The organism is Nocardia takedensis NBRC 100417, assembly GCF_000308695.1.
GTDB lineage: Bacteria > Actinomycetota > Actinomycetes > Mycobacteriales > Mycobacteriaceae > Nocardia > Nocardia takedensis.
The window spans coordinates 324,511-340,199 of record NZ_BAGG01000093.1; the positions used below are offsets into that span (position 1 = coordinate 324,511).

Annotated in this window: 15 protein-coding genes; 9 read left to right on the top strand and 6 right to left on the bottom strand. The window is 69.4% G+C overall.

The genetic code is table 11. The annotated features are described in order from the left end of the window. Positions 1-40: 40 nt before the first annotated feature. The 6 genes from ON30_RS20535 (at position 41) to ON30_RS20560 (ending at position 7,103) form a co-directional block, all read left to right on the top strand. Positions 41-544: an ArsR/SmtB family transcription factor gene (locus tag ON30_RS20535; RefSeq protein WP_040709332.1), complete on the top strand. Its 504-nt coding sequence runs from the start codon at positions 41-43 to the stop codon at positions 542-544. 150 nt (positions 545-694) lie between these two features. Then, a complete protein-coding gene (locus ON30_RS20540; RefSeq protein ID WP_040709334.1) occupies positions 695-2,317 on the top strand; it encodes an acyl-CoA synthetase in 1,623 nt (540 codons plus the stop codon). A gap of 137 nt (positions 2,318-2,454) precedes the next feature. Beyond that, a complete protein-coding gene (locus ON30_RS20545; protein ID WP_051029654.1) occupies positions 2,455-4,113 on the top strand; it encodes an acyl-CoA synthetase in 1,659 nt (552 codons plus the stop codon). Positions 4,114-4,213: 100 nt separating this feature from the next. Continuing rightward, complete coding sequence (locus ON30_RS20550) at positions 4,214-4,777, top strand: hypothetical protein (protein ID WP_051029606.1); 564 nt, start codon at positions 4,214-4,216, stop codon at positions 4,775-4,777. A gap of 85 nt (positions 4,778-4,862) precedes the next feature. Next, positions 4,863-6,305 carry a PepSY-associated TM helix domain-containing protein gene (locus ON30_RS20555; protein WP_040709339.1) on the top strand — a complete coding sequence of 481 codons (1,443 nt, stop codon included), beginning with the start codon at positions 4,863-4,865 and terminating at the stop codon, positions 6,303-6,305. Positions 6,306-6,404: 99 nt separating this feature from the next. Further along, entirely contained in the window at positions 6,405-7,103 is a 699-nt protein-coding gene (locus ON30_RS20560; RefSeq protein ID WP_040709130.1) for a DUF8020 domain-containing protein, read from the top strand. Between the two features lie 89 nt (positions 7,104-7,192). Here ON30_RS20560 and ON30_RS20565 read toward each other — a convergent pair whose 3' ends face one another. From ON30_RS20565 to ON30_RS20575, 3 genes are all read right to left on the bottom strand, one after another. Next, complete coding sequence (locus ON30_RS20565; RefSeq protein ID WP_040709131.1) at positions 7,193-7,960, bottom strand: alkyl sulfatase dimerization domain-containing protein; 768 nt, start codon at positions 7,958-7,960, stop codon at positions 7,193-7,195. Between the two features lie 251 nt (positions 7,961-8,211). Next, complete coding sequence (locus ON30_RS20570; RefSeq protein ID WP_040709132.1) at positions 8,212-8,460, bottom strand: hypothetical protein; 249 nt, start codon at positions 8,458-8,460, stop codon at positions 8,212-8,214. A gap of 27 nt (positions 8,461-8,487) precedes the next feature. Then, complete coding sequence (locus ON30_RS20575; RefSeq protein ID WP_040709341.1) at positions 8,488-10,176, bottom strand: sodium:solute symporter family protein; 1,689 nt, start codon at positions 10,174-10,176, stop codon at positions 8,488-8,490. Positions 10,177-10,638: 462 nt separating this feature from the next. Between ON30_RS20575 and ON30_RS20580 the strand changes: the two genes are divergently transcribed. Genes ON30_RS20580 through ON30_RS20590 form a run of 3 tightly spaced genes read left to right on the top strand, consistent with a single transcriptional unit; the run spans position 10,639 to position 13,378 of the window. Next, positions 10,639-11,235 (top strand): pyruvoyl-dependent arginine decarboxylase, encoded by a 597-nt coding sequence (locus tag ON30_RS20580; RefSeq protein WP_169334930.1) that lies wholly within the window; start codon positions 10,639-10,641, stop codon positions 11,233-11,235. After that, positions 11,232-11,807 carry a hypothetical protein gene (locus ON30_RS20585; protein ID WP_040709133.1) on the top strand — a complete coding sequence of 192 codons (576 nt, stop codon included), beginning with the start codon at positions 11,232-11,234 and terminating at the stop codon, positions 11,805-11,807. Before ON30_RS20580 ends, ON30_RS20585 begins: the two co-directional genes overlap by 4 nt. Further along, positions 11,807-13,378 (top strand): GGDEF domain-containing protein, encoded by a 1,572-nt coding sequence (locus ON30_RS20590; RefSeq protein WP_083911546.1) that lies wholly within the window; start codon positions 11,807-11,809, stop codon positions 13,376-13,378. Before ON30_RS20585 ends, ON30_RS20590 begins: the two co-directional genes overlap by 1 nt. Before the next feature lie 6 nt (positions 13,379-13,384). Here ON30_RS20590 and ON30_RS20595 read toward each other — a convergent pair whose 3' ends face one another. The 3 genes from ON30_RS20595 to ON30_RS20605 form a co-directional block, all read right to left on the bottom strand. Next, positions 13,385-14,059, bottom strand: coding sequence for a TetR/AcrR family transcriptional regulator (locus tag ON30_RS20595; protein WP_040709134.1), 675 nt, complete (start codon positions 14,057-14,059; stop codon positions 13,385-13,387). 5 nt (positions 14,060-14,064) lie between these two features. Continuing rightward, positions 14,065-14,751 carry a DUF6319 family protein gene (locus ON30_RS20600; protein WP_245554137.1) on the bottom strand — a complete coding sequence of 229 codons (687 nt, stop codon included), beginning with the start codon at positions 14,749-14,751 and terminating at the stop codon, positions 14,065-14,067. Between the two features lie 239 nt (positions 14,752-14,990). Continuing rightward, complete coding sequence (locus tag ON30_RS20605; protein ID WP_040709136.1) at positions 14,991-15,623, bottom strand: TetR/AcrR family transcriptional regulator; 633 nt, start codon at positions 15,621-15,623, stop codon at positions 14,991-14,993. Positions 15,624-15,689 lie beyond the last annotated feature (66 nt).

The following is a 15,689-nucleotide window of genomic DNA, read 5'->3' on the forward strand; positions in this document are numbered from 1 at the left end:
CGAATTGTCACGGGACGCGTGGTTCCCTACCCTCGTCGGCGTGGATCTGGAGGATCGGGTCGCCGCACTGGAACGGCGACTGGCGGTGTTGGAGTCGGAGCGGACTACGGCGGACGGGAACGCTCCCGGCGCGTCGGACTGGGCGATCCGGCGGTTGGGCGCGGATTTCGCCGAGTCGGACGTGGCGAACGGCGGGGTGTTGTTCGGCGGTTCGGGGCGGTTGCCCGCGGGGGATGTCTTCGGGTGGCAGACCAGTTTCAGCACCGACGACCTGCTGTTGGACGACGCCGACAGCGCGGCGGAATGTCTTGCGGCGCTGGGCAGTCCGGTCGGGCTGCGGTTGCTGCGGGCGATCCTGTCCGGGAGCAGGACGGCGGCGGAGTTGACCGATGTCGACGGTGTGGGAACCTCGGCGCAGGTCTATCACCACCTGCGGCAGTTGGCGGCGGTGGGCTGGTTGCAGACGGTGGGGCGCGGACGTTTCGAGGTGCCGCCGGGCCGGGTGGTGCCGCTGCTGGTGGCGTTGGCGAGCGCCAGACGGTGACCGTGCGGCGTGACAGCCGTCGCACAACGAGTTGATGTCCGCTTTGTCGCCTTCAATCGTGACACGTGACACACCCTGCTACGGTGTGCCCATATGCTGTACGAGTTCGCTTGGTCGAGTGCCTCGCGAGTTGCTGTGGAGGTGTTCGATATGAAGGTTGCGCACGTTTTCGAAGTCGTGAAGGCACTCGGACTGTTGCGGACCAACGGAATCTCCGACCCGACCAAGCCGCTCGAGACGCTGCGCACCATCAAGGAATCCAAGCTCTACGGCCCGCAGGCGACACTGGTCCAGCATTCCGCGCGGATCACCCCGAACGCGCCCGCCATCGCCGACGAGCGCGGCGAACTCACCTACAAGCAACTCGACGATCAGGCCACCGCGATCGCCCGTGGTTTGCGGGCGGCGGGCATCACGCAGGGCACGGTCATCGGCGCGCTGTGCCGCGACCACCGCGGACTGATCCTGGCCATGGTGGCGGCGGGCAAACTCGGCGTGAAGATCGCGCTGATGAACACCGGCTTCGCCAAGCCGCAGTTCGCCGAGGTGTGCGCGCGGGAGAACGTCAAGGCGATGCTGCACGACAGCGAATTCCTCGGCCTGCTCGACGCGCTGCCCGCCGACCTACCCCGCTATCTGACCTGGGTGGACGAAGGCGTCGACACCGCGGGCGAGCAGACCCTCGACGATCTGATCGCGGCCAACACCGCCGAACCGCTGCCCGCCCCCACCAAGCCCGGCGGCTTCATCATCCTGACCAGCGGCACCACCGGCCTGCCCAAGGGCGCGCCCCGCGAGAAGGCCTCGCCGCTGGCGACCGCCCAGTTCGTCGACCGCATCCCGTTCCCGCAGGGCGGCACCCAGGTCATCGTGTCGCCGATCTTCCACAGCACGGGTCTGGGCACCTGGCTGGTGTGCGCGGCGATCGGCAACAAGGTCGTGGTCCGCCGCCGTTTCGACGCCGAGGCGACGCTGAAGATGATCTCCGACCACAAGGCGGAGATGCTGGTGGCGGTGCCGACGATGCTGCACCGGATGACCGAACTGCCCGAGGAGGTCCGCGCCCGCTACGACCTGTCCTCGCTGAACTGCATCCTGCTCGCGGGCTCGGCGCTCTCGCCGGAACTGTGCGTGAAGGCCACGCAGGTCTTCGGGCCGAAGCTGTACAACCTCTACGGGTCCACCGAGGTCGCCATCGCCTCGGTCGCCCAGCCCGCCGACCTGGCGCTGGCCCCCGGCACCGTCGGGCGCTCGCCGGTCACCTGCGAGGTGCGCCTGTTCGACGACAACGATCAGCGGGTCACCGCGATCGACACCACCGCGCGCATCTTCGTCCGCAGCGGTTCGCCCTTCCAGGGCTACACCGACGGCAGGCACAAGCAGATCATCGACGGCTACATGTCCAGCGGCGACGTCGGCCACTTCGACGCCAACGGCCTGCTCATGGTCGACGGCCGCGACGACGACATGATCGTCTCCGGCGGCGAGAACGTCTTCCCGCAGGAGGTGGAGAACCTGCTGCTCGAACGCGAGGACGTGTTCGACGCCGCGGTGGTCGGCGTGGACGACGTCGAGTTCGGCAAGCGCCTGCGCGCGTTCGTGGTCCCGGAACCGGGTCGCACACCCGACGGCGAGGAACTCAAGAGCTACGTCAAGGACAATCTGGCCCGCTACAAGGTGCCGCGCGAGGTCGTCTTCCTCGACGACCTGCCGCGCAATCCGACCGGCAAGCTGCTGCGGCGGGTGCTGGTGGAGTACCAGGTCGACGCATAACGGGAGCGTAGCGGGGTGGAGACGACGGCCACGGTGTCCGATGGCCGGTTGCTATTGTGGGCGACAGCACTGGATCTCGAAGTAGCGGTCCACACCACCGCCAACCTCCGTGGGTGGATCGCGGAAGGTTGTCGTCGATGTCGTCTCTGCCCTTCCCCGCCCTAGGTGGCACCGCGCGTAAGGCGGCCGACGCCGCGCTCGGTGTGAACGTGATGCTCAAGCGCCGGATGTTCAATCCGCTGCGCCCGGACCACGCCATCCGCTCGGCCTTCAACGTCTTGAAGTTCGGTCCCTTCGCGGGCGTGGTCATGCACGCCGCGCAGACCAGGCCCACCGCGGCGGCCATCGTCGACGAACGGGGTGAGATCACCTTCGGTCAGCTCGACGAGCAGGCCAACGCCTTGGCGCGCGGCCTGCGCGCCCGCGGCATCGAGCCCGGCGACGTCATCGCGCTGCTGGCCCGCGATCATCGCGGCATGGTGCTGAGCCTGCTGGCCAGCGGCAAACTGGGCGTGCGGGCGGTGCTGATGAACACCGGTTTCGCCAAGCCGCAGTTCGCCGACGTCGCCACCCGCGAGAAGGTCAAGGCGGTGCTGCACGACAGCGAGTTCCTCGACTTGATGAGCGCGATTCCCGACACCATCCCGCGCATCCTGACCTGGGTGGACGAGAAGGACGGCGTCGATCCGGCGGTACCGACCATCGAGTCGGTGGCGGCGGGACAGTCCGGCGCGGCGCTGCCCGCCCCCGCCAAGCCGGGCGGTCTGGTCATCCTGACCAGCGGCACCACCGGCACCCCGAAGGGCGCGCCGCGCGACCGGGTCAGCCCGTTCGCCTCGGCGCAGTTCATCGACCGGGTGCCGCTGCCGGTCAACGGCACGATGCTCATGGCCGCGCCGATCTTCCACGGCACCGGCCTGTCGCAGTTCACCATCGGCTTGGCGCTGGGCAATCGGGTGGTGTTCCAGCAGCGGCGGTTCGACCCGGAGCTGACGTTGGCCAATATCGCGAAGTATCGGGCCGATTCGCTGGTGGTGGTGCCGACGATGTTGCAGCGCATCCTCGACCTGGACGACGACGTGCTGGCGAAGTACGACGTCGGCAGCATCAAGGTGATCTTCGCCGCGGGGTCGGCGATCGCGCCGGATGTGGTGACCCGCACGCTCGACCACTTCTCCGACAGCCTCTACAACCTCTACGGCTCCACCGAGTGCGCGGTGATGACGGTGGCGACGCCGGAGGATCTGCGCAAGGCCCCGACCACCGCGGGCAAGGCGCCGGTCGGGATCCGGATCGTGCTGCTGGACGAGAAGCGCGAGCCGATCACCGAACCGAACGTGACCGGCACCATCTTCGTCGACAACGGGTTCGCATTCACCGGCTACACCGACGGCCGCACCAAGGAGATCGTCGACGGCATGATGTCCAGCGGTGACGTCGGGCATTTCGACGCCGAGGGCCTGCTCTACATCGACGGCCGCGACGACGACATGATCGTCTCCGGCGGCGAGAACGTCTTCCCGCTCGAGGTGGAGAACCTGATCGCGGGACGCGACGACATCTTCGAGGCCGCCGTGGTCGGCGTGGACGACCGCGAGTTCGGCAAGCGACTGCGCGCCTTCGTGGTGCCCGGCCCGGAGTCCAAGCGCGATCCGCAGGAGATCAAGGATTTCGTCAAGGCCAACTTGGCCCGCTACAAGGTGCCGCGCGAAGTGGTCTTCCTGGACGAGTTGCCCCGCAACGCGACGGGCAAGCTGCTGCGCAAGCCGCTGATCGAGATGGACGTCGACGCCTGAGTCGATCCGGGCACGCAGGGGCCGGTTCCCGGCACGGGAGCCGGCCTCTCCCGTTTCCGGCGTGGCGAAAGGGCCGTGACCTCTCGGTTATCATCAGCGGGTGAGCATCGAGTTCGGCCGGTCGGCCGCCGCGGACCGCGACGCGGTCGCGCGGCTGCGCGGCGCGTCCGCCGGTGCGATCTCGGGGAGCCTGTCGTGGGCCGGGCACGGGTGGGCGGCGGGCGGTTCCGCCCCCGACAGCACCACCGCGGCCCTGCTCGTCGCGGCGGCCGCGGCCCTCGGCGCGCTGATCGCCGGGCTCGGCCCGCTGCGCGAGAGCGCCGTCGGTCTGGTGGCCGCGCTGTTCGGCGGCCAGGTCCTCGGTCACTTCGTGATGGGTTTCGGTTCGGGCCACCTGCATCACGGTGACGCGCAACTGAGCCCGAAGATGCTCTTCGGCCACCTGGTCGCGGCCGGATTCGCCGCGCTGCTGGTGCTCGGCGCGGAAGCCGCGTATCGGATCGGCACGGCCGCCTTGGCGCGGGTCGTTCCGCTGCGGCTCGTGCTGCCCGTCGTCCTCGAACCCGCTCCGCCGCGCACCGCGCACCGGGACCGGGTCGTCCTGCGGATCTTCGCCGCCCAGGCGCTGCGGACCAGGGGTCCGCCGTCGCTCGTTCGTTCCTGATCCTTCCCCTCCGGTGCGCGAACCCGTCGGTTCGCGGCCTGTCCGTGCGCGGACCACCGGAATTCCCCTCGGAAACGAAACGAACGTGACGACAACAGAAGATCTCCCCAACGGCGTCGCGGAGTCGACGCCGTCAGCCGAGCCCGCGCCGCGTCGCGCCACGGGCGCCGGGCTGCAAGCGCTGGCCTTGCGGCTGCACTTCTACGCGGGCGTCGTGGTGGCGCCCTTCATCCTGATCGCCGCGATCACGGGTGCGCTCTACGCCATCTCCCCCACCCTGGAGCAGATCGTCTCCCGCGATCTGCTGACCGTCGAGCCCGGCGGGACTACGCGTCCGCTGTCGGAGCAGGTCGCGGCCGCCGTGGCCGTCCGCCCCGATCTGGCCTTGGTCGCGGTCGCCCCCGCGCCCGGCGCCGAGGACACCACCCGCGTCCTGTTCGCCGATCCCACCCTGGGTGAATCCGAACGCCGCGCGGTCTTCATCGATCCCTACACCGCGCGGTCGGTGGGCGATTCGGTCGTCTACGGCAGTTCCGGCGCGCTCCCGCTGCGCACCTGGATCGACCGTCTGCACCGGGACCTGCACCTCGGCGAACCCGGTCGCCTCTACAGCGAATTCGCCGCCTCCTGGCTGTGGGTGATCGCCCTGGCCGGCCTGGTGCTCTGGATCCGGCGCGTGCGGTCGCGGCGGGCCCGGAATTCGGCGGCCTGGCTGTTCGCGCCCGACCGGTCCAAGCCCGGCAGGTTGCGGAACATGAACTGGCACGGCGTGATCGGGGTGTGGATTCTCCCGCTGGCGCTGCTGCTGTCGGTGACCGGGATGACCTGGTCCACCTACGCGGGCGAGAACATCGGCGACCTGCGTCAGCAACTGAGCTGGACGACGCCGGTTTTGGACACCGCGCTGCCGGGGGCCGCCGAACCCGCGCCCGCGCACGGCGACCACCACGCGGGCCACCGGGAGACGGCGCCCGTGGTCGACCCGAGCGCGCGGATCGCGCAACTGGACGGCGTCTACGCGGCGGCGCGGAACGCGGGCATCAACCGCGGAGTCGAGATCGCGGTACCCGCCGACGAGACCGCTTTCAGCGTCAAACAACGTCGGATGCCGGGCACCCTGACCGTGGACGCGGTGGCGGTGGACGGGGCGACCGCCACGGTCACCTCGCGCCTGCCCTACGCCGAGTGGCCGCTGATGGCCAAACTGACCAACTGGGGCATCCAGTTCCACATGGGTCTGATGTTCGGTCTGCTCAACCAGGTGCTGCTGTTGGCGGCCATGCTCGGGCTGATCGTCGTCATCCTCCTCGGCTACCGCATGTGGTGGCAGCGCCGACCCGCCCGCGGCGCGCGCTTCGGCCGGGCTCCCCGGCGCGGCGCGTTGCGGCGGAGTTCGCCGTGGGTCGCGGTCGCGCTGCTCGGCGCCGCGGCGGTGATCGGCTGGTTCGCCCCGCTGATCGGCGTCGGACTGATCGTCTTCTTCGCCATCGACATCATCGCCGGACAGGTGCGCCGTACGGCCGCCTGAGTCCGAACTTCCCCCACCGGCCTGCCGCTCGGCACGGCCGTCGGTGAGCCGCGCCCACAGCGCGCCACCTCCCACACTTCTCGAAAGGCACGTTCCCCCATGAAGTTCCGCACCCTCTCCCTAGCCGTGGCCTGCCTGGCGAGCGCCGTCGCCGCCACCACCGGCGTCGGTTCCGCCGCGACGCCCGACGCGGTCGGTTTCTCCGCGCATGCCACCGACACCGCCTCGATCATCACCGTCGACTCCGGTTCGCTGGTGGTCGCGGACAACGCGCTGAAGATCCTCGCCCCGGACGGCGCCGTGCTCGCGGGCACACCGCTGACCTTCCGCGTCGACGATTTCGAGTTCCCGCTCGAGGCCACGATCGCCGGTCGCGAAGCCACCTTGGTCCCGCAACTGCGGATGGAGCGCGCCGTCTACCGTCCGGTCGCGCTGCCCTACGAGGACAAAGCGCCCTGGAAGAACGAATACGACCGCGAACAGGCCGCGTGGAGCCGCATGACCAGCACCATCGGCATGGGCGCCACGCTCGGCACCCTCGTCGGCGGACTCGCGGGCGGCGGCCTCGGCTGCGTTCTCGGCGGGATCGCGGGCGCCACCGTCGCCTCGGCCACCATCGTCGGCCTGTTCGGGCCGTTCGTCCCGGCCGCGGTGGTCGGCTGCGTCGCGGGCGTGCTGGCGGTCGGGGCCATCGGCACGCTGGTCGGGCAGATCGCCATCACCGCGCCCGTCGCGATCGGCGCGGCGATCCAGTACGCGACCACGGTCAACCAACCGTTCGCGGCCCCGGCGAAGTAGTTCTCGCGGTCCGGTCCGGAGCGGGACGCTTCGGACCGGACTCCGCAAGGCGACGGCACATCGACGATTTACGCGAAATCTGCTGCGCGCTAACGCATGTGCATGTCGAACCCGGTGATCTCGCGGTCGATCAGGCCCATCAGCGCGCGCCAGGCCGTCGGGTCGCCGGAGACGGTCGCGGGTTCGGTGGTTCCGTCCAGATCGGTGACGGTGAGTTCGACCACCGCGTCGCAGTCGTCGGCGATCCCGTCGGTGACGACCAGGACCCGGTGCCGGACCCGGACGGTGAGCAACCGGTCGGCATCGGTGAACCGCAGTCCGAGGGTCAGCGTGAGGCCCGCGGCCTTGTCGGCGTCGAGCAGATAGCGCCAGCCACGCACGACCTCGGCCGGATCGCCGGGCGCGCCCAGCATCGTCAGCATGGAGCGGAGCAGATCGCCGGTGTCGAAGGCGCGTTCCAATTCCAGTGCGCCGGTGAGGTACCAGGAGCGGGCGATCGGGTTGAGCTCCTGGTAGCCGCGGGCCCGCAACGCGGCGGCCTCGAGCAGGCGCGCGTTCTCGTGGTCCGGGTTGGCGCGCAACGCGAGTTGGGTCAGTTCTGCGGCCAATTGGTGATCGCCCGCCACGTGGTCGTCCTCGGCGGCCGCCACCACGGCGTCGACCCCGCCCATGAGTCCGACCAGCCGTCGCGCCTTGTGCGCGGGCAACGACGGATAGAGATCGGTGGAATCGCCGCTGAACCAGCTCACCCAGCCGGTGAAGTATTCCGGCACCGCCGTGAACGGCGTCCCGTACATGGGCACGGTGTAGGGCGGATCGAGCAGTTCCTCGGGAATGTCCTTCAGGGCGTGCTGCAATTCGACCGGGGTGTAGCCCTTGTTGATCAGCCGGATCGACTGGTCCCAGAAATACTGGGTCGCGTCCCGATACTTGGTGACGGTCTCGCGGATGTGCCGCTTCCGGCCAAGTGCGCTCGACGTCGTAGGGATTGGGCACGGCGACTCCCTCGCGGCTCGACGTGTCCGCGCCGGGCGGCGTCGGACGCTCAGCCGCGATCCTGCCGCGGGCATCGCCGCAAAGCCTCACCCCGCGCGGATGAGGCGGACCCTCAGACCACCGGGTCGCCCTCGGTCTCCTCGGTCTTCGGCGTGGGCGGGACCTGGACCGGGCGCAGCACGACCCAGGCGATGAACGCCACGGCGACCGCGCCCATGCCCAAGCCCGCCCACAGGTTGACGTTGATGCCGCCGGTCTTGGCCTCCTCGGCGGCGGTGTCGTGGACCAGTCCGGTGACAATCAGGATGACGGCGTAGAGGCCGAGTAGCGCGCCGACGATGGTGCGGATGTCGAAAAGCATGGGTGGCTCCTTGGCGGCGGGGACGGATCAGCCGACGGCGATGTTGAGGATGATGACCAGGACCAGGGCGATGCCCGCGAGCAGGACCGGGCGCTGGTACCAGGGCAGGCTCGACTCCTCGGGATCGGTGCGGACCTCCTTCGGCGTCTCCGAATAGACGAGCCCGACCAGTTCGGCCGCCGGTTTCGGGGCGGTGAACCGGGTGACGATCACGCTGACGACGATGTCGACCGCGAAGGCGACGCCCGCCGCGACGAAACTCGCGCCCTGACCGGACAATTGGAAGACCTCGACTTCGTGCAGGATGAACACGAAGATGGCCGACAGGGTGCCCGCGACCAGGCCGGCCCAACCCGCCGTCGGGGTCATGCGCTTCCAGAACATGCCGAGGATGAAGGTCGCGAACAGCGGCGCGTTGAAGAAGCTGAACAGCGTTTGCAGGTAGTCCATGATGTTGCTGAAACTGCCCGCGATGAACGCGGTGAAGATCGCGGCCAGCGTGGCCCCGACGGTGGCCAGGCGACCGATCCGCAGGTAGTAGCCGTCGGGACGTTCCTTGACGACGTACTGCTGCCACAGGTCGAAGCTGAAGACGGTGTTGAACGCCGAGATGTTGGCCGCCATACCCGCCATGAACGCGGCCAGCAGGCCGGCGAGACCGACGCCGAGCAGGCCGTTGGGCAGCACCTCCTTCATCAGGTAGAGCAGCGCCTGGTTGTAGGTGGTGTCGCTGGTGTAGTTCGGGTCCGCGGTGACCGCCTGCTTGTACTCCACCATCTGCGGGACCAGGACCGCGCTGATCATGCCCGGGATGACCACGATCAGCGGGATGAACATCTTCGGGTACGCGCCGATGATCGGGGTGCGGCGCGCGGCGGAGATGGAGTGGGTGGCCAGCGCGCGTTGGACCTCGACGAAGTTGGTGGTCCAGTAGCCGAAGGACAGCACGAAGCCGAGACCGAAGACGATGCCGAGCACGGACATGAAGTTGTTGCTGAACCCGCTGAGCGCGTTGCCCGGCCAGGATTCCAGCTGCGCGGCCCCGCCCGGTGAGGCGGTGACCTTGTCCTGCAATCCGTCCCAGCCGCCGACGCGGTGCAGGCCGACCAGGGTCAGCGGCAGCAGCGCGGCCACGATGACGAAGAACTGGAGCACCTCGTTGTAGATCGCGGCCGAGAGTCCGCCGAGGGTGATGTAGGACAGCACGATCACCGCGGCCACAATCACCGACACCCACAGCGGCCAGCCGAGCAGCACGTTCAGGATCGAGCCGAGCAGGTACAGGTTGACGCCCGCGATGAGGACCTGGGCGACGGCGAAGCTGAGCGCGTTGACCAGGTGCGCGCCGGTGCCGAAGCGCCTGCGCATGAATTCCGGGACGCTGCGCACCTTGGAGCCGTAGTAGAACGGCATCATCACCACGCCCAGGAACAGCATGGCCGGGACGGCGCCGATCCAGAAGTAGTGGAAGGTCGGGAACCCGTATTCCGCGCCGTTGGCGGACATGCCCATGATCTCGACCGCGCCGAGATTGGCGGAGATGAAGGCCAGACCGGTCACCCAGGCGGGCAGCGAACGCCCGGACAGGAAGAAGTCGATGCTGGAGGAGACCCGCTGCCGGGCCAGCAGTCCGATACCGAGGACGAACACGAAATAGAGCGCGACCACGGCGTAGTCGACGGGATCGGCGTCCAGGCGCAGGGGCTCGGCGGCCAGATGCGCGGGCAGGGCGGTCAGTAGTGGGGATGTTTCGGCGAGCGGCACGGCGTCGTCCCTCCTGGCGGTGGTCCGGGCGGCGCTCGCGATCCGCCGCGGGTGCGGGCAGTGACGGCCGTCGCCTTTGCGTCCTACTGTGCGTGATTGTGCCTCACCCTCGCGGCACATTCACGCATAAAACCTGGACAGTCGCTCAGTGGCAGTGCGGGTGACGGCGCGACGGCGACGGGGTGAACCGCCCACGTTTCGGCAATCTCTCGGCAATCTCCGCGTGGCGCGAATCGTCCCGCGCGCGTCGCGACCGTGCGCCGCCGATCGCCGCCCACGCCGACACCCGAACGGGACACGCCGCCCCAGCACCGCGTTCACCCGGGGAAGGTGCGCGATCGAAGATCCTGACGCACAGTCGAATTTGACGCAGCGACGGCCTACAAAACAGGTCGGCGGTTACGGGAGGGCACTATGATTCACACCACCCCCTACAGCGGCCTACTCGGCTTGCAGTGGATCGATCGACTCCGCCCCACCCTCGGCCGACCGCGCACCGCCGATGCCGCGCGCGACCGGGGAACGGCGCTGACGATCGAGATCGGCGCCGCGACCGGGGTGGGTCCGACCGCCATGTCCGCGTTCGACGCGGCGTTGCGCGAACTGGGAGTGGGTGATGCCAACTTGATTCGCCTTTCTTCGGTGATCCCGCCGGGCGCGGCGCTGCGCCGCGGCGCCCGCGTGGCCAAGCCGATCGCCTGGGGTGATCGGCTCTACTGCGTCTACGCGGCGCAGCACGTCGCCGACCGCGGACGCACGGCGGCCGCGGGCATCGGGTGGACCTTGCGCGACGACGATTCCGGCGCGGGGCTTTTCGTCGAGCACGAAGGCGAGAGCCTCGAGGAGGTCGACGGCCTGATCCGGTCGAGCCTGGCCGATATGACCGCGCACCGCCCCGCGGAGTTCGGACCGGTCGGCACCGAATTGGCGCAGGTGCGCTGCACGGGCGAACCCGCCTGCGCGCTGGTGCTGGCCGCCTACGACACCGCGGGCTGGGAGCCGGGACGATGAACGACCGGGAGGTGCACGTCACGGTGGAGACAGCCATTCCCGAGGACCGGATCGAGATGTTCCACCGTCTCTACGAGGAGGCGTTCGGCCCGCTGCGCACCCGCGCGGTGGCCCGACAGGTGCTGCACCGCGCGGAATTCCGCGAGGAGATGATCGACCCGCGCGTACTCAAGTACGTGGCGCGCACCCGCGACGGCGAACCCATCGGGGTGACCACCCTGACCCGGCACCTGGAAACCGTGCCGTGGATCAGCCCGGACTACTTCGCCGCGCGATATCCCGAGCACGCGGCCCGCAACGCCATCTATTATGCGGGCTTCACCCTTGTTGCCCCAAGTGCGCGACAAGGGGCGGCTTTCCATGCCATGATCGAATCGGTAGTCCAGGTTCTGGTGGCCGAACGCGCGGCGGTGGGTTGGGACATCTGCTCGTTCAACAACACTCAGCTCTCGTTCGCCGACAGCATTCGGGCGGTACTCGACGAACAGACCAACGTCGAAGTCGCGGTGGAGGATTCGCAGACCTATTACGCAGCACGGTTCACCGAGGATGGAGCGACCGAGGGGGGCTGATGACCATCAGCGCAGGGCAATCCGCAGCGTCACCGTCGCCGTGCGGCGAAAGTCGGTGGTGCGCGGTACTTCTCACCGCGTGGACCGGTCTGATCGCCCTGCCGCTGCTGCTGCGCTCCGACACGCTGACCTTGGGCGTCATGGTCGCGGTGGTGACGGGCACGCTGATCATGATCGGCACCGGTTTGCGCAGACACCGTCCCGCCCGGCCGCTGCCGTGGTATCTGCTCTCGGCCTCGGCGGTGCTGTTCGCCGTCGGCACCGGCCTGCGTGATTTCACCCCGAACGGCGCGGGAATGCCCTGGGACGATCTGTGCACACTGGCCGGATATTTCGGGGTCGGCGTCGCGGCGGCGCTGTGGCTGCGGCCCCGGCACGTCGGACGCGACCACGAGTTGATGCTGGACTCCGCGCTGATCGGCCTGGCCGCGCTGCTGGCCTCCTGGACCTTCCTCATCTCGCCGATCCTGCGCACCGGCGCCACCACCGCCCACACGGTGCTCGCCGCCGCCTACCCGGTGCTCGACGCGCTGCTGCTCACCCTGATCGCGCATTCGGTGGCCACCGCCAACCGGTCGGAGACCTCGCTGCGCCTGGTCCACCTCGGCCTGCTGGCGATCCTGGTCGGCGATCTCGGCTACAGCATCGACACCGCGGGCACCGCCACGATCGGTCACGATCTGCTGCTCACTCCCCTGCTCGTCGCCTACGCGAGCGTCGGCACCGCCGCGCTGCACCCCACGATGGCCTCCCTCGGCGCGCCGCGCCGCATCCACCCGCACCGGTCGCGCCAGCGCGCGGGCGTCATCGCGATCGCGCTCATCGTGGCCTCGCTGGTGCCGGTCGTCGGGGCCGGCCTCGGCCTGGTCGACCGGGTGATCGTGGCCTCGCTGTTCGCGTTGCTGCTGATCGGAATGCTGCTGCGCAGCGAGCGCGCCATCCAGCGCTCGGCGCGCAGCGAACGGCGCGCGCAGTACCAGGCCGACCACGACATGCTCACCGGCCTGCTCAACCGGTCGGCGCTGCTGCGCACACTGGGCCGCGACGCACCGGGCGCCGACGCGCCGATCGGCCTGCTGTTCATCGACCTGGACGGATTCAAACTCGTCAACGACAGCTACGGCCACGCCGTCGGGGACGAACTCATCGCGGGCGCCGCCGCGCGCATCCGGCGGGTGGTCCGGCGCGAGGACATGGTCGCCCGCTACGGGGGCGACGAATTCGTGGTGGCCGCGCCCCTGGAACGCGCCGAGGCGGCGACACTGGCCGAACGACTGCTCGGCGCGTTCGTGCGGCCGTTCGAGTTGAGCGCGGGCGAAGTGCCCATCACGGTGAGCGTCGGCATCGCCTGCGGCGGCCCGCTCGCGGGCGAAGACGCGGTCTACGCATTGATCCGCGACGCCGATTCGGCGATGTACCACGCCAAGCAGTACTCCCTCGGCTACGCCTTCCCCGAGGACGCGCACGCACCACCGCCCGCCCCGGCGCGGCCCGCCGAACCCGAACGGGCGGCCGAACCCGAGCGCTCCACCGTCACACCGCGTCCGATCCGGCGCGAGACCGCCGTGTGAGCGTCCTCAGTCGCGCCGGGTCAGCCCGAGGGTGGCGTGGACGAACTCGAGGAACAACGGCGCTTTGGCCGGCAGGGCCGCCGCCCCCTCCTCGATGATGACGCGACGGGTGCGCTCCACGATCGCGTCCGGGATCATCCCGATCAGCGCGTCCGAGAGCACCGGCAGCGACGGGTCCTCGACGCGGGCCCGCTCGTAGCATTCGCGGTAGATCTCACCGCAGACATCGGCCGCGTAGTCGCGCAGCACGACGGTGGCCCGGTCCATGCACAGCGATTCCACGATCACCATCCGGGACAGGCCCGGTTCCGCGGCGACCACCTCGCAGAAGGTGTCGACCACCGAGGCGATCCGCGTGCGCGCGTCATCGGTGCCCAGTTGGTCCAGTTCCTCGGCGATCCGCCGCGCCAGCACCGACTGCGCCACCCGCATCGCCTCCAGGAAGCACTCCTCCTTGCCCGCGAAGTGCTCGTAGAACTTGCTGCGCGAGACCCTGGCCAGGGCGACGATATCGGCCAGCGTGGTGGCGGCGTACCCCTTCTGCTCCACCGAGGTGACGATGGCGTCGATCAGCCGCCCGCGCTGGCCGCCCAGCACGGCATCGCGGGTCAGCCGATGCCGTTCGGCGGAATCGTTCCAGTGCAACCGTTTCCGGTCCTCGGCCCGCGTCGGTGCGCCCATACCCATTACTCCGACAATTCCTCGAGAAGTTTGCGTGCTTCGGCGAGTTCGGCCTGCAACTGGGCCACCTTCGCCTGCTGCACACCGCGCGCCGCCTCCAGGATGCCGGCAACGACCTCGGCGACCTCCGGGTGCAGCACTTTGGCCGCCTGGGCGACCGCGGCGGAGGTGACCGCCAACCCGCGGATGGTGCGCTTCTTGCCGTTGACCACATCGACGGTCCACTCCCCGTCGGCGGTGCCGGTGAGGGTGACGGTGACCTCGGCGGCCGTCCGACTCTTGCGCGGCGCGGCGGTCTTGGCCGGACGCGGCGGCGCGGACGCAGCGGACTTGGCCGCGGCGCCCTTGGCCTCCTGCTCGGCGCTCTCGACCGGCGCGGTATTCGACGGTTGCGCGGCCGGAGCGGGGCTCGGCGGGGTGGCGGGGGTGGCGACGCTCGTCAGGGTCGACGGCTGGGTCACGGTGGATTCGTCCTTCCTTGTCGTCTTCGGCTGGGCGGCGCCGCGCGGGGCGGGCGCCGCCGGGCGGGGCGGTTTGGTCAGCGTGACCTCGCTCGGGGAGAAGGACAGCACATCCTTGGACCCCGTCGGCCGGACCTGGAGGAAATCGCCGTCGGCCGGGTCGCCCAGGGCGACGACCTTGCCCGACCGGCCCTCCTGCACCCCCACCGCGGCGGAGGTGAACCACACCATCGGTGGCCGTCCGCCTGCGATATCGGTAGCTATCTGGTGAATCTCCGTGTCCGACAATGGCTTGGGCTTGGTCCTTGGCGACGGCATGGTGCACTCCGAGCGGTTTTCGTGGATAGCTGCGTGCACAGATGATGCCGCACGCCACCGACACTTTCACAGGGCGGCGGCGAATCGACCGCCGCCCGCACCACTCGCGACACCACAGCTAACTTCGAGCTAAGAACACTGACGTCGCATTCTCACCCATTCTCACCCGGCGCGCGCAGGGCAGGGTACCAGATATCGGTCAGCACCTGCGCCGTCAGCGTCGCCGACAACTCGGCCCCGGACCCGTCCGAGCGCGCCGTGAAGAACCGTTCCAATTGGGCGACAAGCAGTTCCACGCGCAGCCGCGCCTCGGGCCTGCGGTCTTCGGGCCACCGGTCCAGGAAATCCGGCACCGCGTCGGGCAGCGCGTCCAGTGCGGCGCGCGCGATCTCGCGGAAACCCGGATCGACGGCCACCGCCTCGTTCCAGGCGGGCAGCAGTTGTCGATGCCGCTGGAACCATTCGATCACCCGCGTGGCCCATTTCACGAAATCCGCGCGCGACCCCGAGGTCAGGACGACGTCGAGATCCTCGCACAACGACCGCACCGACGGCACCGTCGTCCGGGCCGCCACCGCGCGCAGGACATCGGACTTCCCCGCGAAATGCAGATAGAAGGTGGCGCGACTGCACCCGACCGCCGCGGCGATGTCGTCCACGCGCACCGCGCCGTAACCGTGCCGGGCGAACAACTCCCCCGCGCTGTCGAGCAGTGCGGCCCTGGTGCGCGTCTTCTGCTCGTCACGCAGGCGACCACCGCGCGGCGGTCCGTCCTCGACATCCATATCCGACCCTCGACTCCCCTTCGCTGGACATCATGTCAGTCACTGGACACCCCGTCCACCCACTGT

Excerpts from the sequence above, each read along its gene's own strand:
- ON30_RS20540 (WP_040709334.1), top strand. The coding sequence starts at position 695 with ATGAAGGTTGCGCACGTTTTCGAAGTCGTGAAGGCACTCGGACTGTTG.
- ON30_RS20595 (WP_040709134.1), bottom strand. The coding sequence starts at position 14,059 with ATGGGCGCACCGACGCGGGCCGAGGACCGGAAACGGTTGCACTGGAAC.
- ON30_RS20600 (WP_245554137.1), bottom strand. The coding sequence starts at position 14,751 with ATGGTGTGGTTCACCTCCGCCGCGGTGGGGGTGCAGGAGGGCCGGTCG.
- ON30_RS20570 (WP_040709132.1), bottom strand. The coding sequence starts at position 8,460 with ATGCTTTTCGACATCCGCACCATCGTCGGCGCGCTACTCGGCCTCTAC.
- ON30_RS20545 (WP_051029654.1), top strand. The coding sequence starts at position 2,455 with ATGTCGTCTCTGCCCTTCCCCGCCCTAGGTGGCACCGCGCGTAAGGCG.
- ON30_RS20580 (WP_169334930.1), top strand. The coding sequence starts at position 10,639 with ATGATTCACACCACCCCCTACAGCGGCCTACTCGGCTTGCAGTGGATC.
- ON30_RS20585 (WP_040709133.1), top strand. The coding sequence starts at position 11,232 with ATGAACGACCGGGAGGTGCACGTCACGGTGGAGACAGCCATTCCCGAG.
- ON30_RS20605 (WP_040709136.1), bottom strand. The coding sequence starts at position 15,623 with ATGGATGTCGAGGACGGACCGCCGCGCGGTGGTCGCCTGCGTGACGAG.
- ON30_RS20560 (WP_040709130.1), top strand. The coding sequence starts at position 6,405 with ATGAAGTTCCGCACCCTCTCCCTAGCCGTGGCCTGCCTGGCGAGCGCC.
- ON30_RS20590 (WP_083911546.1), top strand. The coding sequence starts at position 11,807 with ATGACCATCAGCGCAGGGCAATCCGCAGCGTCACCGTCGCCGTGCGGC.